General features: G+C 45.5%; 19 protein-coding genes. 10 read left to right on the plus strand and 9 right to left on the minus strand.

The genetic code is table 11. The features are described from left to right. Position 1: 1 nt before the first annotated feature. Positions 2–925, plus strand: a complete 924-nt coding sequence (locus tag PGY05_RS04480) for a S1 RNA-binding domain-containing protein (protein WP_023921587.1) — start codon at positions 2–4, stop codon at positions 923–925. A 495-nt stretch (positions 926–1,420) separates the two neighbouring features. Here PGY05_RS04480 and PGY05_RS04485 read toward each other — a convergent pair whose 3' ends face one another. The 9 genes from PGY05_RS04485 to PGY05_RS04525 form a co-directional block, all read right to left on the minus strand. Then, positions 1,421–3,877: an ABC transporter permease gene (locus PGY05_RS04485; protein WP_227617543.1), complete on the minus strand. Its 2,457-nt coding sequence runs from the start codon at positions 3,875–3,877 to the stop codon at positions 1,421–1,423. A 5-nt stretch (positions 3,878–3,882) separates the two neighbouring features. Further along, complete coding sequence (locus tag PGY05_RS04490; RefSeq protein WP_172676439.1) at positions 3,883–4,554, minus strand: ABC transporter ATP-binding protein; 672 nt, start codon at positions 4,552–4,554, stop codon at positions 3,883–3,885. Between the two features lie 95 nt (positions 4,555–4,649). Further along, on the minus strand, positions 4,650–5,903 hold the full coding sequence (locus tag PGY05_RS04495) for a sensor histidine kinase (RefSeq protein WP_005333534.1): 1,254 nt from the start codon (positions 5,901–5,903) through the stop codon (positions 4,650–4,652). Next, the gene (locus tag PGY05_RS04500) at positions 5,876–6,550 is read right to left on the minus strand and encodes a response regulator transcription factor (RefSeq protein ID WP_005333533.1); all 675 of its coding nucleotides are present in this window, start codon (positions 6,548–6,550) and stop codon (positions 5,876–5,878) included. The genes PGY05_RS04495 and PGY05_RS04500 overlap by 28 nt, the downstream gene beginning before the upstream one ends. 225 nt (positions 6,551–6,775) lie before the next feature. After that, entirely contained in the window at positions 6,776–7,159 is a 384-nt protein-coding gene (locus PGY05_RS04505; RefSeq protein WP_226850873.1) for a hypothetical protein, read from the minus strand. 55 nt (positions 7,160–7,214) lie between these two features. Continuing rightward, positions 7,215–7,448: an LPXTG cell wall anchor domain-containing protein gene (locus PGY05_RS04510; protein WP_005333531.1), complete on the minus strand. Its 234-nt coding sequence runs from the start codon at positions 7,446–7,448 to the stop codon at positions 7,215–7,217. A gap of 61 nt (positions 7,449–7,509) precedes the next feature. After that, positions 7,510–7,839, minus strand: a complete 330-nt coding sequence (locus PGY05_RS04515; RefSeq protein WP_022415592.1) for a DUF1648 domain-containing protein — start codon at positions 7,837–7,839, stop codon at positions 7,510–7,512. 85 nt (positions 7,840–7,924) lie between these two features. Continuing rightward, positions 7,925–8,638, minus strand: a complete 714-nt coding sequence (locus PGY05_RS04520; RefSeq protein ID WP_005333529.1) for a hypothetical protein — start codon at positions 8,636–8,638, stop codon at positions 7,925–7,927. Between the two features lie 155 nt (positions 8,639–8,793). Further along, positions 8,794–9,105 (minus strand): helix-turn-helix domain-containing protein, encoded by a 312-nt coding sequence (locus tag PGY05_RS04525; RefSeq protein ID WP_179960461.1) that lies wholly within the window; start codon positions 9,103–9,105, stop codon positions 8,794–8,796. Positions 9,106–9,553: 448 nt separating this feature from the next. Here PGY05_RS04525 and PGY05_RS04530 point away from each other — a divergent pair, with 448 nt between their 5' ends. From PGY05_RS04530 to PGY05_RS04570, 9 genes are all read left to right on the plus strand, one after another. Further along, positions 9,554–9,931, plus strand: coding sequence for a hypothetical protein (locus PGY05_RS04530; RefSeq protein WP_005333524.1), 378 nt, complete (start codon positions 9,554–9,556; stop codon positions 9,929–9,931). 18 nt (positions 9,932–9,949) lie between these two features. Continuing rightward, positions 9,950–10,660, plus strand: a complete 711-nt coding sequence (locus PGY05_RS04535) for a hypothetical protein (RefSeq protein WP_005333522.1) — start codon at positions 9,950–9,952, stop codon at positions 10,658–10,660. Positions 10,661–10,675: 15 nt separating this feature from the next. Further along, positions 10,676–11,584 (plus strand): hypothetical protein, encoded by a 909-nt coding sequence (locus tag PGY05_RS04540; protein ID WP_005333520.1) that lies wholly within the window; start codon positions 10,676–10,678, stop codon positions 11,582–11,584. A 1-nt stretch (position 11,585) separates the two neighbouring features. After that, positions 11,586–13,277 (plus strand): lysozyme family protein, encoded by a 1,692-nt coding sequence (locus tag PGY05_RS04545; RefSeq protein ID WP_005333517.1) that lies wholly within the window; start codon positions 11,586–11,588, stop codon positions 13,275–13,277. Positions 13,278–13,287: 10 nt separating this feature from the next. Continuing rightward, entirely contained in the window at positions 13,288–13,908 is a 621-nt protein-coding gene (locus PGY05_RS04550; protein WP_023921583.1) for a DUF5038 domain-containing protein, read from the plus strand. Then, positions 13,905–17,102 carry a TraG/VirB4 family ATPase gene (locus tag PGY05_RS04555; RefSeq protein WP_270475423.1) on the plus strand — a complete coding sequence of 1,066 codons (3,198 nt, stop codon included), beginning with the start codon at positions 13,905–13,907 and terminating at the stop codon, positions 17,100–17,102. Before PGY05_RS04550 ends, PGY05_RS04555 begins: the two co-directional genes overlap by 4 nt. 56 nt (positions 17,103–17,158) lie before the next feature. Next, the gene (locus PGY05_RS04560; protein ID WP_270475424.1) at positions 17,159–20,791 is read left to right on the plus strand and encodes a VaFE repeat-containing surface-anchored protein; all 3,633 of its coding nucleotides are present in this window, start codon (positions 17,159–17,161) and stop codon (positions 20,789–20,791) included. A 61-nt stretch (positions 20,792–20,852) separates the two neighbouring features. Then, positions 20,853–21,221, plus strand: coding sequence for a hypothetical protein (locus PGY05_RS04565; protein ID WP_136017835.1), 369 nt, complete (start codon positions 20,853–20,855; stop codon positions 21,219–21,221). A gap of 62 nt (positions 21,222–21,283) precedes the next feature. Continuing rightward, on the plus strand, positions 21,284–21,559 hold the full coding sequence (locus PGY05_RS04570) for a hypothetical protein (RefSeq protein ID WP_008373818.1): 276 nt from the start codon (positions 21,284–21,286) through the stop codon (positions 21,557–21,559).

Raw genomic sequence — 21,559 nt, forward strand, 5'->3', positions numbered from 1 at the left:
GATGCCAAACGAAACAACCAACACACCTATTTTAACTCTGGATTCCGATGCGAAGCTGGAAACAGCCCAGTCCATTTCAGACCTTACCTGGCATGAGATCCAGAATGCCTACCGTACCCGCCGGATCTTAACCGGAATGCTTGGCGGTATCGAGAAAACAGAAAACGGCAGCCTCATTGCCGTGGTTTACTACAAGGATTTCCGTACTGTCATCCCAGTAACTGAGATGATGATCCATCTCATGCAGGATGAAGCACACGATTATGGGGAGCTTGCTCTGCGGCAGAACAAAATCCTCAACAATATGCTTGGATGTGAGATTGATTTTCTGATTAAGGGATTAGATCCGAAGACACGCAGCATTGTCGCCAGCCGGAAAGAAGCGATGCTGAAGAAACGCCAGATCTTCTATCTGGATAAAGATGCTTCCGGAATGCCGAAAGTTTATGAAGACCGTATCGTGCAGGCAAGAGTCATTGCTGTTGCGGAAAAGGTAGTCCGGGCAGAAATTTTCGGTGTGGAAACCTCCATTCTTGCCAGAGACCTGTCCTTCGACTGGATGGGTGATGCCAGAGAACGCTTCCAGGTAGGCGATCACATCCTGGTACGCATCCTGGATGTGCGGGCAGACTCACCGGAGCAGGTCATTGTCCACGCAGATGTCAAAAGTGTGGAAGGCAACACCAGCAAGGAAAACATGAAAAAATGTAAGATTCAGGGAAAATACGCCGGAACTGTGGAAGACATCCATAAAGGCACCGTCTTTGTCCGGCTCTCCATCGGTGTCAATGCCATTGCCCACTCCTGCTATGACAGCCGGACAGTCGGGAAAAAGGATCAGGTATCCTTTGTGGTGACGCATATTGATGAAGAGCGTAATGTTGCCCTCGGCATCATCACCCGCATCATCAAGCAGACCATATAAGGCTTCCACCTTATTTTTAAATAGCTTTTTTTCATATACAGCACCAATTAGTCCAGCAAATACTCACGATACAGCTACATAAGGTGACAGAATAAAGTATTTTTCAGACCATTACCTTATTGTACTGAAAACGGTAACGTGTTATACTGATTCGGTATTACTGAACCGGAAAGACGGATGCATTTCGATTTTGCCCTCTAGTATCCAAGGAGGGTGATGCCCATGAATACAATGGAAGTATTGACTTTACTATTGGTAATTTTTGCGGCTTTGACTTATATAGATCGACATAATAAGAAATAGCATCCACGACCCTAGGAAAGTTTTGGATGCTATGACTTATACATAGAATATAAAATTTAACTGAGGGCATCAGATTTTGCATCTGAATACCTTTCTTGAGTTCATTATACACTGGGGGATTTGAGAAATCAAGTCCCCCTTTTTATTATGACATTGATTAGTATCTGCATTAAACATCAGAAATTTATATTCTTACTCACTGAAACGAATTCTCTCTATCAATGAATCTTTCCTTACTGACTTTGCAATGAATATTGCCAATAACATCTGTATCACAAACAATGTTAAAATTATAATAATAGCTGCTGTTACCGGATAATGGTATGTGCTGATATCAAACATTCCTGTACGCTTTGCATATAAAAACAACGGATATCCTGCAAGACTTCCCACTCCGATACTGATAATAAGAGTGCCTACTGTATAGAATATACCTTCCAACTGGAGCATCTTCATCAACTGACGGTCCGACATTCCGATTGCCTGCATCATGCCAAGCTCCTTTTTTCGCACATGGACACTATTGATCATTGTGTTAATCAAGTTCATAATGCTGATTGCTGCCAGAATGATGATAAATGCATAACATGCACCTCTAGTCATCTGTATGGCATTTTCCCATGTATCGTACTCATTCTTCCAGGTACGCATCTGCAGTCTGCCTGATCCATCCACAATAGCCTGTAGAGATGCTTCCAGTGCCTCATCATAATCCTTATCTGCAATCACCTGAAAATAGCTGGAAGAATTATTTATGGTAAGTTTCTCTGCCCCTTCTTTTGCCATGATAAGACAGTTATAGTTTGTCAGACCTCTTCCATATTCACCAATTGCTGCCACTTCAATCTCTTTTTGAAAGGTATTATCTCCATCATGAATATTGAGTTTCAGCTTATCTCCCACTTTAATATCTGGATACCAGTGAAGTAGCGCGCGGTCCAGAATCACTTTATCCCCGGATTTCAATTCCTCGTATGTGACATTGCCTTCAGTGATTCCTTTTTTCAGCTCTTCTGCGTATTCTTCCGGCACTCCATTGATAAATTCGGTTCCAATTTTTTCTTCAAAAGGTCCTCCTGATACCTTCAACGCGGTAAACACATCTACCCGCTCAACACCGTCAAGCTCCTCTATCTGCTGCTTTAGTCCTTCATTTAATGGATTATTCTTTTGAACCTCCGCCCATTCATATTCAGGATGCTCTTTATTCCCGGATTCCACAATTGGAGAAATCTCATATTGCCCCACAATCGAACTCTTTGCACTTTCCATCGGATTTGCACAAGACAGCACCGTTGCTACCATCATGACAAATATTCCGGTAACGGCCATAGATACAATCGTGATAGTACTCTTCTTTTTATTCTCTGCAAGATTTCTCTTGGTCAGTCGTCCGATATTCAGAAATTGATATCCCTTCCTGCTGCTTTTCTGTCGCTTACTGCCTCCCTGGTAACGCATAGCTTCTATTTCTGATACCTTCGCCGCCATACGCATAGGCTTCATCAGTGACAGATACACTGTACACAGAGTCACTGCAATTGCCAACAGATAAATCCACCAATAATAAAGTTGGACTTCTCCTTTAGCTACAACCTTGTATGCCTCTGTTATAAGTACGTTTGAATCCTTTGCATGTTCTACAAACTGGAGAAGTACAACTTTCACAGCAACTGTTCCGATCAAAAGTCCTATCGGAATGGCAAACAACGCCACTCCCATTCCCTCTCTTAGTACGATTTGTCTAAGCTGCCGTTTCGTAGCCCCGATTGCCTTTAACTTTCCAAATTCCCGAACCCTCTGGTTCATAGATACATAATAAACACTATAAATTGTGATAATGCCCGCCAATACAACAATAAGCATGATTCCTACAATCACCGGAATTGTAGCCGGATCCACATAATTTGCTGCAAGATACTCTTTATTAATATTCATGTCATCCTCGGAAATCCCGAACTGTCTGGCAATATTCTGTATCGTCTCTGTATAATCTGCAGTCGTATTTCCTTTCTGTCCATTCACCTGAAGTAAAAACCGATATTTCACCTGTTCTACCGGTATCTCCGCTTTCAGAAAGGCCTCTGAAACCAATGATGTATATTGTTTTTGTTCTTTGCTGCTCTCATTATCTGCTAAAAAACCACAGATTCGAAAGTCTTTCTCCTTCGTATAATCCAGTCCGTCATCTTTCAGAATCTGATAAGGTACTGTGATAGTGTCACCGATTTTCCCATTCTGTCCTAATGCTTCCAGTATTCCTTTTGAAACCACAATATCATTTTCTTTCTGCGGAAGTTGCCCCTCTTTCAGCTTCACTTTATAAAGTTCCATCCCTGTTCTGTCCATATACATCATGGAAACCGTCGCATCTTCCAGATTCATGTACCCCGCATCGCTGCGGAGTCCGTAAGTTTTCACATCATGATGTGCCGCCAGTTTCATAACTGTACTCTCGTCCACGTTCCGATAAAGGGCATGCCATGTTGGATAAATCTTATTGATTACCGCAAAGTTCACTTCCACCATATCTTTTCCGATTGATGGGATTACGAACAGCAGTAATGTTGTCAGGATAATGGCAATTCCAATCAGTATGTTTTTGCTCTTATAATGCCGCATATTGCAATATGCAACTCTGGTCGTCATCTTCATTATCTTCTCACCGCCTTGCCATCTTCAATGATAATCATTTCATCCGCCATCTGGGCAATCGTTTCATCATGGGTAATCATGATAAGCGTCTGCCCGAAATCCGACACGCAGCTTTTCAATAGGCTCATAACCTCTAGCTCAGTCTGGGAATCAAGGTTTCCAGTCGGCTCATCCGCCAAAATTATCGCCGGTCTTGTCACCAATGCCCTGGCTATCGCAGTTCTCTGTTTCTGTCCACCAGACAAAGCAGACGGCATCGCATCTTTCTTATCCTGCAGTCCGATTTTTTTGAGAATATCTTCCACTTCCCGCGGCTTTACCTTGCGATTATCAAGTCCCAGCGGAAGAACGATATTCTCCCACACATTCAGCGATGGAATCAGATTAAAATCCTGAAAGATAAATCCTATCTTCTTTCTTCGAAACTGTGCCAGTTTATCATCTTTTCGAGAATAGATATCGGTTCCATCAATCCATACTTTGCCGGAATCCGGTCTGTCAAGCCCTCCAATCAGATGCAGAAGTGTAGATTTTCCGGAGCCGGAACGTCCTACGATAGCTGTAAACTTGCCTCTCTCTATCTGTAAACTTGTATGATCCACGGCTCTCACCTGATTCTCGCCTTCTCCATAATACTTTACTAGATCTTCTACTTTTAAAATACTACTCATATCTTCAAGTCCCCTTTCCATTTCATACCCCTACTATAACATTCCTGCATTACAAAACCCTTACAACAACCATAACAGTTTTGTAAGGGTTCCGACTATTCTCCTATTATGAGCGGCAGTGTCACTTTAAATATCATACCTTTCTCAGCCTTTCTTTTGGCTGCTATTGTCCCCCCCTGTTCTTCTATGATCTTTCTGGCAAGATACAGACCGACACCCGCTCCGTCTTTTACCTGTTCCTTTGCTTTCCTTCCCCGGTAAAATCTCTGATAGATCTTATGCAGTTCCTCCGCAGGAATGCCCATTCCTTCATCTTCTACTTCAATAAGCACATTGCTTGCTAGCTCCTGCGTCCTCACTGTAATCGTTGTATGTTCCGGTGAATATTTGACTGCATTCTCAAGGATATTCGTTAATGCTTCTACCGTCCATTTTGAATCATGGTTCACAACTATATCATCATCCATCTCCACCTGAATGGAAATATCTTTTCCTCTTGCCTTCATATAAATCTGACTGACAGCCTCTGTTAGCGTTTTCTTCAGGCTTTCATGAAGCGAATGTATCTGGATCATATGTGTTTCCAGCCTTGAAAGATTTACCAGTTCATTCAAGAGCTGTTCCAGTTTGGTAAGTTCCTGTGATTCCTGCTCCAGAAACTCCCTCTGTTCTTCTCCTGTAACCCGATTTTCTGCCACCAGCTCATGACTCATCCGGAGTGATGCAAGCGGAGTCTTCAACTGATGGGAAATATCTGTAATCAGACTCTTCGTACCATTTTCTTCCTGCTCCAGACGTTCCTTCAAATCTTCGAAATATTGCCCCAGCTCCTTTACAGATTCCCACACCTTTAACCATTGTTCCGATTCTGATGTTTCTTCAGGATATGTTTGGAATTTTCCTTTTCTGAATTCCTGCAGACATTCATATAATTGCTGTAATTGTTCCTCATCACCGTATCTGCTCCAGTTTTTTCTTCGGTCCAGGTACAAGAACAGGCTACATACTATGACTCCCACTAGTAATCCAATTCCCCAGATAATCCTTATAACCACATCTGAAGATCCACTCCCTGAGTGATAACCATAAGTTTCTTCCAGCATCTGTACGACTCTTTCTATCTTCTGATCGTCCCGGTCTCTTATAAAATCTACTGTTCCTGACTTTTCCCAGATTGCAACTATTTCCCCTTCCAGTTCAGGATGTTCTGCAAGGAGCAGTGCTATCTGCGTTGCTTTCGCATTTTCCTCATACTTTGTTATCAGATACATTCCTACTGTAAAAAATACTGCAAAGATTACATATACGATAAAATACCGTTTTAATTTTTGTTTACCTTTCCGGTCCATATATATCCCAGTCCTCTCACATTCGCTATCTCTTCTGTTCCAAGTTTATTCTTCAGTCTGCTTATATTGACAGTAACCGTATTATCATCGACAAATTGACCGTCTATATCCCATACATGCTCCAGGATACTTTCTTTTGAAACAATCTGTCCTGCATTCTCCCAGAGATACAGCAACAGAGAGAATTCTTTCTTACTTAAAGTAACTGGTTCATCCCCTTTATACACCTGCATCGTTTTCATATGCACCGTAATCTCTCCGGAAGACATAATCTGTGCCTGTACCTTAGAAAGCCGTCTCATCAATGCGTTCACCTTCGACACCAAAGCCATCAGTGAAAATGGTTTGGTAATATAATCATCTGCCCCTGTATCATAACCATTTACAATATCTATTTCCTGATCCAAAGCCGTAAGATAGATAAGATATGTATCTCCACCTGCACGTACCATCCTTCCAAAATCCAGTCCTGTACCATCCGGCAATGTAATATCGCTGATAACAAGAGCATAATCTCCTTTTTGAAATGCTTCTTTTGCTTCCTTTATTGTATAAACCTGACGAACCTCATACCCTTCCCGTGAAAGTAACAGGGCAATTCCCCGATTTAGATTCAAGTCATCCTCCAGTAATAATATTTTCTGCATCAAATACTCCACCTCTATTTGTAATAACCTGTTCTTTTATCATATCAGTCCTATCTTTTGTCTACAATAAAAATAAAATTAACATACATACTTTTCCTTCATATGTTCAAGGATTTCACCGGATACTGCTTCAGAAATCGATCAATCCATTTCTGATTGCTTCTCTGTAACATCCGAAGTCTGGATAAAAGCTGTAGACAACTGCAGCTCTATGTTACTAAAGTCCTATCCATCAATACAGGAGTTATAGAATGCCGTGAAGATACCGTCAAATTCCATTTCAATAATATGTAGGCTGTCCATTGTGTGCTCCAGATAAGTCAGTGTTCCTCTATCCAAATCTATACTCGGCTTTCCTAGTGAGTTTGCTATTACATCTGGATTTGTAATTCCAAACATCTCCTTTATATCCGGCATAAGATAATCCACGATATCCGGCAGCCTTTTCTCATACGCCTGTGCCAGTTCAACTGCATGCTTCTCATAATCGGAATGTATACTGTCACAGACAAATTCAATCCCGTTTATTTCCATCTTATAGTAATCATTATTCTCATCATAGACAAACGCTGTACCCTTACTTTTTTTATTTTTTTCCAAAATCCCCATGATATATCTACACTTTCCCGGTTCTTCCGCCATACACAGTCTAAAAAACTGTAACTTAATGCTTACGTTTGTAAAAAATAACTCCTGCCAAAATCAATAAAATAATTCCAACTACAATCATAAAAATAAAATTATCACCATTTAACTTCCCTGCTATGAAAATAGAAGTCGGGCCATCCGCACCACCAATAACAGAAACGGCTGTGTTTTCTTTCTGCTTCAGTACAATGCCAATGACTGCCAATACAATTCCTAAAATTCCGGCTATGATTCCCAATCGCTTTTTCATTGCTACCACCTCAAATCATTTTTATCTGCTCAATCAAATGTAAATTGTTATGCAAGTATTTCTATGCAAATGAAGCATAGATAACCCATATTTCTGCAAACATTACCAATAAAAGTACACCATCTATCATCCAATTAAACTGAATGTCCGTTAAGAAAGTTTTTGAATGTGTCAGGCAATATTTTACTTTTTCTCGTCCAGTCAAAAAAGTGATAAGCACTTGTAATATAGGAAATAAAAATATTTGTATTTTTCTTCCATAATCATCCGCAATCCCATTTGCAAAATGTACTGGAATAATACTCGGTAAGAAAAATATACTTACAAGAGCAAGCAAAAATCCTATTATACAAATTATCCATGTGAATTTTCTAGTATTGATAAATTTCATAACAATCCTTCTTTCTGCTAAATTCAAGTTTTTCCAATACATAACACGTACTTACATTATACTCCTCACCAATGCAAACCTCAATTTATTCTCCATCCTTTTTCCCGTTATTAAGCTTCGGGCAGTAAAATGCCTTTACTTCCACCCCATCTTCCTCCGACTCAATTTCCACATAATAATCCCGGATAAAGTATCCCGCATTATGCTCCTGAATGGCGTACAGCTCCAATGTCTGAAAATCCACCAGTACCAGATCACGGGGCTTGGGTTTTTGCGTTTCCTCACAGAATACCTCCATGCTTTCCACCAGCTTATCCAGGCATTCCTGACACAGATGGTTCTGTACTTTTTTCACATCGAAGATACTATCTTCCCCGTAATCCACCGATACTTCGGAAATCCCGTAATCCGACATCTGCTCCGTATGGAAAAAGCAGCCGCCTTCTCCTGTCCCGGTATAACCCATATGCCCGTTTCCCTGCGGGCCGGTAAGATTCCCGTCCTCATCATGATTCCGGATATGCATATCCATCACATACCAGTGATTGGTACAGATCACTCCCAGATCGTCAAACTTCCGGAAATAATCCATCATACTCCGTTCATCGCTTCCACACAGCCAGCACTGTTTTGGATCTTTCAGCTTGCTTTCTACTGATTCAGGCACCTTTCTTTCTACCGGGTGATATTCCTGCTCCTGTGTTTTTTCAAGATAACCTGTCAGATCCAGCCGGCTGATTCCCAGTCCGATCAGAATTCCTGACGCACATGCCAATAATCCCACATATCCCTTTTTCATATTATAGTCATCCTTTAAGAATTAGTTTTATAATGCTTTTAGGATTACTATATCAAATCTTGCAATCACTTTCATCATAAATCGCATATTTTTATGTGTTTTATTGCATATACAGCTTTCAAAAAAACTGCCTGCGGCAATTTCGCAGACAGCTTCTATTTCATCATCTCTTCAATTATCACATCCAGCATCCGAAGCACGCTTTCCTGCTTCTTCGGTGTGAGCCTTTCCAGCTTTCCTTCCACTACAGAAGTATGTTCCATTCTGGTAAGAGGAATCACTTCCTTCAGCACTTCATTCGGTTCCGCACCTAATACATTCAACAGCTTTACAAATGTTTCCATCGTAGGTGTTTTCACTTCCCGCTCAATCGCACCCAGATGGTTGGTACTGATATCCACCAGTTCAGCCAGTCTCTCCTGCGTAATTCCTGCCTCTTCCCTGTACCTGCGGATTGCCTTTCCCATTCCTTTCACACGCACACCTCCTCCTTCCAGTATTCACTAACGCTTAAAGCATTAGTCATGTAAATCCAGTATAATTGGTTGCAAATCACGCTTACAGTATCCATAAGGATTGCATTTATAACGCTTTTAGCGTTGGTCACATTTTTGGCACTCCATCGTCTGTAACTGGCACAGTCCTGCGATTGTAGCGGTAATTTACCCATGTTAAAATTGATATTGTCAAAATTATATGCAGAACGAAACGCAGCACTGCCGTATGGGAAGCCTCTCCTGCGGCAAATAAGCTGCGTTTTTTCTGTAAGATAGGAGGATCTTTACAATTTCATACTTTGATTTAGGACGCAGCCTGCATTGACCGGGCTGCGTCCTTTCTTGAGGCAGGAAAACCATAAGCAAAGGCAGGGGAGGTAATTCTCCTGCCGCTCTTATAAAAAGGAGGTACTTTTACGTGAAACACAAACTGAAAAACGCTCCGCCGGACACAAAACGGCATGTCAATTATGGCAGATGCCTGTATGCTGCATTTCTGGCTGTCACAGTCCTCTGCGGATACACACAGCCGGTTTTTGCCGCTACCATCTGGACCAAAGCCAATGAGATCATGAAGGATGTCTATAACCAGATTATCCTCATTTCCACCATTGCTGCAGTCGTAACGGCATCGGTTGCCCTTCTGATGATGAATTTTTCCAAAAGCGGAAAAACCGTGGACGAATCACGTGCATGGCTCAAGCGTATCGTCATTACCTGGGCGATCTTAAACGGGCTTGGCTTTATCATGGCTTACATCACCCCGTTCTTTGCAGGCGGAAAATGGAACGGATAGACGAAAGGAGATGCCACTATGGGAATACTTGACGGAATCGTGGAATGGATTGCCGAACAGGTCATGAACATTCTGGATCTGATCACCACTTCAGTCCTCGGTGCTCTGGGCTGTTCCATGGATACGTTTCTTCGCTACTTTCCTGCTGCCGAGACCATGTATCAGGTCTTTCTGGCACTGGGCATCGGGCTGATCCTCTTAAACTGGGTATGGCAGCTCTTTAAAAATTACTTTATGGGAGCCGGTATCGAAGCGGAAGATCCCATTAAGCTGTCCATCCGTTCCTTCCTCTTTATCTTTCTCACCTTCTATGCGAAAGATATTGTGGATCTGCTCCTGAAGATTTCAGGAACACCGTACAACTGGATTCTGACGGAAGACCTGCCGCCTTTAAAATTTGCGGATTTTAACTCCGTAGTCACAGTCATCCTGGGAGTCTGTGCAAATGGGGCGGTAGCCATCATTGCACTGATTCTGGTACTGATTCTGGCGTGGAACTACATCAAACTGCTCTTTGAAGCGGCAGAACGCTATATTCTTCTGGGGGTACTGGTCTACACAGCCCCGGCAGCTTTTTCCATGGGTGCCAGCCAGTCAACCGGAAATATCTTCAAAAGCTGGTGCCGGATGCTTGGCGGCCAGTTCTTTTTGCTTCTGATGAATGCGTGGTGCCTGCGGCTGTTTACTTCTATGGTCGGCACCTTCCTTGCCAATCCGTTATCCCTATAAGAAAGGAGGACCAAAATGAAACTTAGAAAGAAACTCATACCATTCCTGGTACTAACTGCCTGTCTGGTACTGTTTTGCTCCATGCCGGTCTTTGCAGCGGAGCTTACGGAAGCAGACGTGGAAGCGGCAGTTGCCAGTCAGGGAAAGGAAGCGGTAACCGGAAATGTCTTCGTCTGGTTCCTGTGTGCCATTGCCTTTTTAAAGGTATCCCAGAAAATTGATTCTTTTCTGGCATCGCTTGGCATCAATGTCGGCAATACCGGAGGAAACATGATGGCTGAACTTCTGATTGCAGGACGGAGCCTGACCGGTTCCATGCGTTCCCATGGTGGTGGCGGCTACCACAAAGCCTCTTCTCCCGGAAGTGCGGCTGTCGCAGGAAGCTTCCTATCCGGCGGGCTTGCCGGGGCAGTGGGAAGACAGGTACAAAGAGAAGCGGTCAATTCCGCAACCGGTTATACCGAACACAGCAGTATCGGAAACATGCTCTACCAGTCATCCCTGAACAAAGGCGGAGACTTTGCCAATCAGGTCATCAGCAACATTGCACAGGGAAATTACGGTCAGGTAGGTTCCATCAAGGGAGCAGACGCACAGAAAGCCTTTACTTCCTATATGGGCATCAATCCGGGCGGCGGTTCTTCCTATGATAATGTAGAAATCGGTGGCGGAAGGATCACCGGTACCGAAACCGGAAGCTCCGGAAACCGGGATTTTGCCCTGTACCATGCCGACCAGTATGCAGCTCCTACTCAGGGCTCCTACTCTACGGTACAGTCCGTGGATGGTTCCACCTGGTACAAGCAGTATGCACAGGATACGGTCGAAAAAACACCATATACTTCCGGCAGCGGCAAAGTAGCCTACAATGAATCCATTGTCCAGAAACTGCCGCCAGCCCCACAGCGAAAGGAGCGTATGTAACATGCCAAAAACAGCCTTGATGGGCAGTCCTCTTGCTGTCATCGGTACAGTATTCCGGCACAGGCGCACCCTTGCGAAAACTGGAGCAGCCGTCGGCGGTGTACTGATGCTTCCCATTCTGTTCCTTGTCATGCTTCCGGGACTCGTCTTCGGAGACCTCTCTGAAAATACCGGAGCACTGACCAGCAACACGGTAATCAGTGAAAATATCCGGGCTTCCAATCAGGCAATCGTGGAGGTGCTTCAGGAAAGCCATGATGCACTGCTTGCTAAGATCAATGCGGAAATTGCCAGACTCCCGGAAGGAGATACTGCCTCTATCAGCGATCCTTACGCTTCCAGTATCATCGTAAATGCGAACCAGCTCATCGCACAGTTTTGTGCCAGCCAGGATGACTATAAAAATATAAATATCAGCAAACTCAAAAGCCTGATCCGGGAAAACGAGGACGGGCTTTTTTCTTATGACGTTACTTCAGAAACGGCCACGGTGGAAGTTCCGGCGGAAGAGGAAAATGCACCACCCAGAAAGGTTACTTTTACCCGCCATACCTACACGGTCAGCTATGCCGGAGATGCCTACTTTGCAGATCACGTCTTTCATCTGACCGATAAGCAGAAAAAAACGGCAGACAGTTATGTGGAAAACCTGACCATGTTCTTTGGCGGCTCCGCTTCCGGTCTTGCCATGGCGGTAGGTGTCAGCGATGAGGTGCTGGCTTACCGGGCTACCATCCAGCAGGTCGCACAGAAATACGGCATGGAAGCTTATGTGGAACTCCTCATGGCAGTCATGATGCAGGAAAGCGGCGGGCGTGGAAGCGATCCCATGCAGGCGGCAGAAGGCGGCTTTAATAAGAAATACCCCCATGTCCCCAACGGCATCACCGATCCTGCTTATTCCATCGAATGTGGGATTCAGGAATTAAAGTATGCACTGGATAAAGCAGGATGTACCGGACCTACCGACCTGGACCGCATCAAGCTGGCGCTTCAGGGTTACAATTACGGCTCCGGCTATATCGACTGGGCAATGGAACGTGACGGCGGTTATACCAAAGAAAACGCCATTGCTTATTCGGATATGATGTGTGCCCGTCCGAACTGGCATTATGACCGGTATGGGGACAAGGAATATGTGGAGCATGTTCTCCGGTATTATCAGATTACCAATACCGGCGGAAGCTATCCGGCAAACGGAATGCAGATTCCGCACTATCTCCAGACCGATTACGGGAACATTCCTTATGGCGGCGGCTCCATCGCATCTTCCGGCTGCGGGCCTACCAGCTTTGCCATGATCGCCAGCTACCTGACCGGGAATACCATTACCCCTCCGGATGCGGTGGCATGGTGCGGGAATTCCTATTACAAGCCGGGAGTTGGAACCTACTGGAGCTACTTTCAGGCTGCAGCCAGTCATTTCGGCTGTGGCAGCGTCACACAGACCAGCAATGCCAATACGGTACTTCAGGCACTCTCCGAAGGCTGTCCGGTCATCTCCTCTCAGCGGGCAGGACTTTTCACCAGCGGCGGACACTTCATCGTACTCCGAGGTGTTACGGCAAACGGCAAGGTACTGGTCAATGATCCCAATGACAGTGACGCAAAGAACTATATTAACCGTGAATTTGATATGATGTCGGAAATCCATGCTACGGCAAATGCCTACTGGATCTTCGACAAAAAATAAAGGAGCCATTATGAACAGAACAAAAGTGATTCTTTCCATTTTTCTGATGCTGTTTCTGCTGCTTGCCGGACTGGTTCTCCCCAGTTTCTGGAAAAGCCAGAAAAAAGAAGCTTCCGGAAACAAAGGCAGGGAACCGGCAAAGGAAACAACAGAAACAAATTCTGATACCCCCATGCCGGAATATCTGGATTTTGATGCTTTAAAAGCATTTTTCTCCGACAGCCAGATTGCTTCTCTCAAAGGGCAGTTTCCTGTCTACCTAAAAGAGTATGTCAAAAAAGAACAGACAAGCATCACCTTCCTGCCGGAAAAAACCAGCTACCCTACCGAAACAACCGTCTGCCTGATGTTTTCACTTTCCGATCAGGATACGCTTCCGGTTACCTACCACACCCCGACGGGTGTGTTTTTATTTGGAGAAGACGGGGTACAGGTCTCTGCAGATACGACTGTTTACGAAAAGCAAACCGATGATTCCCTGCCGTCCCTGACTTCGCAGGACATTGAACACCTGCAGGAAGGCGGGTATCCGGATACTTCTGACAGCCCGGAAGCTCCGGACACAGAATCCGGCAGTGCCTCTGTGCCTTCCGAAGATGCGAAAGATACGAAAAAGGAGGTGCAGCCATGACACAGCCAGAAGAAACACCGGTTTCCTTTATCCCTTCCAACTTCATTGAGAAAGGCAAGATCCTAAACGGAACTTTTGACATCCGCAATGCCATAGAAAGCATTGTTCTTTCCCTGGCAATCGGTATCCCTGTTTTCCACCTGCCGCTGTCCCTGACTGCCCGCATCATCATTCTCTGCATGACCGCACTTCCAGCGGCAATGGTAGCCCTGATTGGAATCGGCGGGGAGAGCATCACTGCCTTTTTGATGAATGCCCTGCGTTTTGTAGTGAACCGCAGGGTAATCTGGAGGTCCGACAGTCTTCCGGAAGGAAAGCCACGCAGGAAACCACGTTTCAAAGAGCCAAAGACAAAGAAACACCGGAAAGCAGAAAAAATGGCAGAGCCTTCCAAAGTAATGGCATCGGCTCCCCCACAGTCTGAACCGGACGCACCAGCTCCGCCAAAAAGTAAAAAAAAAGAACACCGGCAGTTTGATACCTCCACCAAGCGGGGCATCAAAAAACAGGCAAAGGAAGATATCCGTTATCTGAAGTGGGAGCAGAAAGAAGCCAGCCGACAGAAAAAAGAGGCGGCGAAACAGATAAAAATACAGAAAAAAACGGAAGCCCGGAGACGAAAGGAGGAAGAAAAACGGACAGTTTCCGAAAAGCGGGCTGCAAAAAAAGAGCAGAAAAAAAAGGTGGTTTCCAAGGAGGACACCTCATCTGCCACGTCAAAACCCGTTTCCCGGAAAAAGCGAAAGAAAGACCAGACCTTGGAGGATTATCTTCCGGTGGAAAAAATCGCAAACGGAATCGTCTATACCACAGACGGACGGTACGTGAAGATCCTGGAGATTGAACCAATCAACTTTCTGCTTCGAAGTGCCAGGGAACAGCAGGGCATTATCTACAGCTTTATCAGTTACTTAAAGATCAGCCCTGTCAAACTCCAGATCAAGATGATCTCCAAAAAAGCAGACATCAATAAGCATCTGGAGCAGTCCCAGCTGGAGCTGGAGCGGGAAACCGATCCCCACTGTCAGGAACTGCAGCGTGACTACATCCAGTTTGTCCAGAACTTAAGTTCCAGAGAAGCAGTATCCAGACGGTTCTTTCTGATCTTTGAATATGAACCATTCAACGCAAACCGAAAGGAAGAGGAACGGGAAATCCTTGCTGCTCTTGAGACAGCCTCCCAGACCGCCAAAACCTTTCTATACCAGTGCGGGAATGAAGTGGTCTCCCATGACAATGAGGATGAATTTACTACGGATGTTCTCTACACCCTTTTAAACCGTACCCTTTGTACGGAGGTTCCGCTTTCGAACCGGATCAGCACTGTACTGTCCGCCTATACAAAGGAAAATCGCATGGAGGAACTGGATCACATCCGGATCAACGAGTTTCTCGCACCGGAAAGTGTGGATTTCAAGCACTCCCATTATGTACAGATCAATGGGCTTTACCATTCCTACCTGCTTGTGCCGTCTGACGGCTACAAAAACCGGGTAACTCCCGGATGGCTGTCACTCCTTGTCAATGCCGGGGAAGGGATTGATATTGATTTCTTTCTCCAGAAACAGCCAAAGGACAAGATTCAGCAGCGTCTCGGTCAGCAGATCCGTATCAACCGTTCCAAATTAAAGGATGCGTCCGATACCAACACTGATTATGACGATCTGGATTCTGCCATCCGCTCCGGATATTTTCTGAAGCAGGGACTTGCCAACAACGAAGATTTCTATTACATGAATCTTCTCATCACCATTACTGCTTCCACGTTGGAAGAACTGCAGTGGCGGATTCAGGAAATGAAAAAGCTCCTGATCTCGCAGGATATGAACTTACACTCCTGCTACTTTTTACAGGAGCAGGGATTTTTATCCTCTCTGCCGCTGGCAAATCTGGACAAGAAGCTTTTTAAGCTGTCCAAGCGGAACGTACTGACTTCCGGGGCGGCAAGCTGCTATCCCTTCGTCAGCTACAGTATCTGCGATGATAACGGAATCCTCTTTGGGGTAAACAAGCATAACAATTCCCTGGTCATTGCGGATATCTTTGATTCCAGGCAGTACAAGAACAGCAACATCTGTATCTTAGGCTGTTCGGGAGCAGGAAAGACCTTCACCATGCAGACCATGGCACTAAGGATGCGAAGAAAAGGCATCCAGGTGTTCATCATCGCTCCGCTAAAGGGACACGAATTTTACCGGGCTGCAAGGAATGTCGGCGGAGAATTTATCCAGATCTCTCCTGCCAGTAAGAACTGTATCAACATCATGGAAATCCGGAAGGTAGACAATTCTGTAAATGAACTGCTGGACGGACCGACACTGGATGCCTCCGCACTGGCAGGCAAGATCCAAAGGCTTCACATCTTCTTCAGTCTGCTGATCCCGGATATGTCCCATGAGGAGAAGCAGCTTCTGGATGAAGCCCTAATCAAAACCTATGCCAGAAAAGGGATTACACATAAAAATGAATCCCTGACAGATCCGCAGCATCCGGAGCAGTACAAAAAGATGCCCATTCTGGAGGATGTCTACAATGTCCTGCTGGAAAGCGAGGATACCAAACGTCTGGCTCATATCCTGAACCGCCTGGTTCACGGTTCTGCTTCTTCCTTTAACCAGCAGACCAATGTGGACCTGACCAATAAATATACGGTACTGGATATCTCCGAACTGACCGGTTCCAGCGATCTTTTAACGGTCGGCATGTTCGTTGCCCTGGATTATGTCTGGGATAAAGCGAAGGAAAACCGTACCGAAGAGAAAGCCATCTTTGTCGATGAGGTCTGGCAGCTCATCGGTGCATCCAGCAACCGGCTTGCAGCGGAATTCGTACTGGAGATTGCCAAGATCATCCGTGCTTACTCCGGAGCCGGCATCTTTGCCACACAGGATTTAAACGACTTCTTTGCTCTGGATGACGGGAAGTACGGCAAGGGTATCATCAATAACTGCAAGACCAAGATTATCCTGAACATGGAGGATGAAGAGGCACAGCGGGTGAAGACTATCCTGCATCTATCGGAAACAGAAGTAATGAACATCACCCATTTCCAGCGGGGCAACGGTCTGATCTCAACCAACAACAATAACATCACTGTGGAATTTAAGGCTTCCAATCTGGAAAAGGAGCTGATTACCACAGATCGGCAGGAGCTTCTGGAAATCCTTGCGAAACAGAAGAAACAGGCTGTGTAACTTTTGGCAGCACTGACGCTGCCCTTTTCATTTGAACTTCAAGAAGGAGGAGACTTATGTTACAGACATACAAATCCTATACCAGACGGACGCTGGCTATGCTGCTGGCAGTCCTTGTCGCAGTCGGCGCATTGTTTTCCGGCAGTTTTCCGGTTCATGCAGCCGACGGCACCATCAGCTATAAGGCAGGTGCCAATATCCCTTACGGCAGCTATTTTACCTCCCGCATGAGCTTTGACGGGAGCAATACTGCCTACTGCGTGGAACCACTGAAGAAAACACCTTCCTCTGGTTCCTATTCCTATGACCTTTTAAGCCAGAACTCCCCGCTCAGAAAAGCGCTCTACTACTTAAACGGCGGTTACGGCTACGATAAAGTCGTCAAGGATAAATATTTCAGTGGCTGGAGTGATGATAACAGCTATGTCATCGGACATCTGGTTGTCGCTTACATCTATGCCGGTAATTCCGCTGACACCGGAGCTTTCCATGGCGCCCCGCAGTCCTATATTGATAAAGCACTGGAAGTAGCCAGTGCCATTCAGGGACTTCCGAACCCGCCGGAAGGCTTCCGGGCATTCATCGTTCCGGGACAGGGCAGCCAGACCATTGCCGGAAGCTGGTATCAGGTTCCAAACGGCTGGATCGAACTGAAAAAATCTTCTGCCAACGGAAGCGTATCGGACGGGAATCCGAATTACAGCTTAAAGGGTGCTGTGTATGGGATCTATCAGGGTGAGAAGCTCATCCAGAAACTGACCACTGATGAAAACGGGTATGCCAGATCCGGCGAACTGGAGGAAGGCGATTATACCATAAAAGAGCTCTCTGCTTCCAAAGGCTACATTGTAGACACCAAAGCTCACAAAGTCACCGTAAAAGCAGAACAGACTTCTGCTGCAAACGTAACAGATATTCCGCAGAATAATCCCATGAATCTGGTGCTTGAAAAGCTGGATGCCGAAACAAAGAAAGCCTCCCCACAGGGAGCAGCTTCCCTTGCAAACGCAGAATTTACAGTCAAGTTCTATACCGAGCAGTCTGACAGTGATCCTGCGGAAGCTGGAAAGAAACCGGCACGTACCTGGGTATTAAAAACAGATGTTTCCGGAAAGATGCATTTTACCAAAGATTCCTTTGTAAGCGGCGATGCCTTTTACTATACCAGTGATGGCAAGACCGTCTGTCTTCCGCTCGGTACCATAACGGTACAGGAAAGCAAAGCCCCTGCCGGATACCAGCTCAATCCAACTGTCTTCGTACAGAAAATTACAGGTGACGGTAAGCAGGAAATGGTTTCGGTATACCAGTCTTCTACCATAGAAGAATCTGTCATCCGTGGCGGAGTGAAGATCCAGAAACGTGACAGCGAGACCGGAGAAGCAAAACCGCAGGGTTCTGCCACTTTGGAAGGTACTGTCTTTGCGATCACTACGTTAAATGAAAATCCGGTATTAGTAGACGGAACATCCTACACGAAAGATCAGGTTGTCCTTACACTTACTGCCGATAAATCCGGTTCTGCTGCAACTGCAAAAGATGCTCTCCCATTCGGACATTACCGTGTGGATGAAACAACTGCACCTTCCGGTTATCTGAACAGCGGAAAGATCTCTGTAGAATTTGACATCACAGAACAGGGAAAAATCGTGGAACTGACTGCAAAAGACAATTCCATCTCCAATCAGGTCATCCGCGGGGATCTGGAATTTGTCAAGATTGCTGACGGCAGCCAGAACCGTCTGGCAAATGTGCCATTTAAGATCACTTCCAAAACAACAGGCGAAAGCCATGTGATTGTGACAGATGCCAACGGTTATGCCAGCACTTCCTCCAAATGGAACAAACATACCGCAAATACCAACCGGGGTGAGTCTTCGGAAGACGGCATCTGGTTCGGCACCTCCAAACCGGATGATTCCAAAGGCGCTCTCATTTACGATACTTACACTCTGGCGGAACAGCGTTGTGATTCCAACAAAGGCATGGATCTTTTAACCTTTGAAGTCAAGGTTTATAAGGATTCTGTTATGATACAGGTTGGAACTCTGACCGATGATGCCATTGAGATCGGCACGACTGCTCTGGATGCCGAGACCGGTACACACATGAGCCAGCCGGCAAAAGAAGTGACCATTGAAGATGTTGTGGAATACGAAGGACTGAAAAAGGGCCAGAAATACAAACTGACCGGAACCTTAATGGATAAAGAAACCGGGGAACCAATCCTTGTGGATGAAAAACCGGTGATTTCTGAAACTGAATTTACTGCAAAGAAATCCTCCGGCTCCGTCAAAGTAATCTTTACCTTTGATGCAACTTCCTTAAAGGGCAAAACAACCGTTGTCTTCGAGGAATTATATCAGGATGAGATGCAGCTTGCAGTCCATACCGACATCAACGATGAAGACCAGACCATCTATTTCCCGGAAATCAAGACTACTGCGAAAGATGCGGACACGAACTCCAATATTTCCTGTGCAAAGAAAGAAATCACGCTGGTGGATACGGTTTCCTTTAAGGGGCTGGTTCCTAACCAGAAATATGAAGTGACCGGAACTCTGATGGATAAAGAAACAAAGAAACCAGTCGAAGCAGACGGAAAACCGGTGACAGCAAAAGCATCCTTCAAGCCAAAAGAATCCGCTGGTACGGTAGAGGTTACCTTTACCTTTGATGCTAGCTCCTTAAAAGGGAAAACGGTAGTTGTCTTTGAATCCCTGGCTTACAAAGACAAGGAAGTTGCCGTACACGCAGACATTGCGGATGAAGGACAGACTATTTACTTCCCGGAAATCAAAACCACTGCAACAGATGCTGCTTCCGGCACACACTATACAAAACCGGAAAAGGAACTGACGCTTACGGATCTGGTGGAATACGAAAACCTGATCCCAGGCAAAGAGTACAAACTGACAGGCACACTCATGGATGCGGAAACCGAAAAACCGTTCGAGGTGGGCGGAAAGGCTGTGACAGCGGAAACAAGCTTCACACCGGAAGAACTAGGTGGAAGTGTCGAGCTTTCCTTTACCTTTGATGCCTCTGCTCTCTCCGGCAAAACACTCGTTGCCTTTGAAACACTTAGCTATGAAGAACACGAAGTAGCGGTACATGCGGACATCAAGGATGCCAACCAGACCATCTACTTCCCGGAAATCAAAACCACAGCCAAAGACGGCAGTGACGGGGATCAGGATGTCTCTGCTTCCAAGGAAGCGACTATCGTAGATACGGTCACTTATCATGGTCTGATGCCTGGATCTGAGTACAAAGTCATCGGAACCCTGATGAATAAGGAAACCGGAGAGGCTTTGTTAAAAGACGGAAAACCAGTTACCGCTCAGGCAGAATTTAAAGCAGAAAAAGCCAACGGCTCTGTGGAAGTTACCTTTACCTTCGACGCTTCTGCTCTTGCAGGACAGGATGTGGTTGTCTTTGAAAAGCTCTACTATACAGACGGAAAAACCGAGCATGAGATTGCTTCCCATGAGGATCTGAAGGATGAAGGTCAGACCGTACACATGACAGAGCTTCCGAAAGAACCGGAGACGCCTCCGGTAGCTCCGCCTGTAAAGACCGGCGATGAGACGCCGCTTCTCCTGTATGCCGGAATCGCCATAGCTGCACTTGCAGGTGCAAGTGTCCTGGGCATCGTTTACTTCAAACGCAAAAAGAAACATCAGTAACTCATAACGAAGACTCCTGCAGGCAGCTCCCACATGGAACTGCCTGCTTCTTTAGTAGGTGATGAATATGAAACACCCCCACTGCAAGACAGATGCCAAGCACATCCGTCATTTTCTGAACCTCTGTGAAGGGAACTGGCACTCCTGTATCTACGTCTGGTGCCGCACTTGTAACGCACAGGAAAGCTGTGAGAACTCTGGCTTTTTATTCCATCCGGATGAAACGGGAAGCCCCTGCATCCTCCCTCTTTCAGATGCAGCGCTTTTGTTTCCCCGGATACCGGAGCCAACCGAATGTACCGGAAGCATGAGCATTGCTGCTTTTACAGAGCTTTATCTGCCCTATCTGGCCGCTCAGAAGCTGCCTTTAAAGCCATGTCCCATTCCGGCACTGCTCCGGCTTCAGGAGAACCAGCAATATGACTGGTAACAAAAAGTTGCACTTTCAGGCTCTTATACGTACAGGATATGTAAAGAAAGGAGGCACTGCCTATGTTAAACGTAATTTCAATCATCCAATGTATCGATCAGGTCTTTACGAACCTGATATTTATTCCCATGATTTTTGTCCTGTATGTGAAATTCCGTCCGAAAAAGCCATGGACCAGAAGGCGCAGGAACACTTACCTGCTCTGTCTGGTACTGATCAGCTTATTCCTGCTACGGATTTTCTGTGAGAAGTTCATCTTTACACCGGTTAATTATCCACGTTTCACAGACAGCGGCTTATTCCCGCTCATCCGGGCAATTTTCTATCCCGGCATCTGA

The sequence above is a fragment of the Coprococcus sp. AF51-11b1 genome (assembly GCF_027682785.1).
GTDB classification, from domain to species: Bacteria; Bacillota; Clostridia; order Lachnospirales; family Lachnospiraceae; genus Allocoprococcus; species Allocoprococcus comes.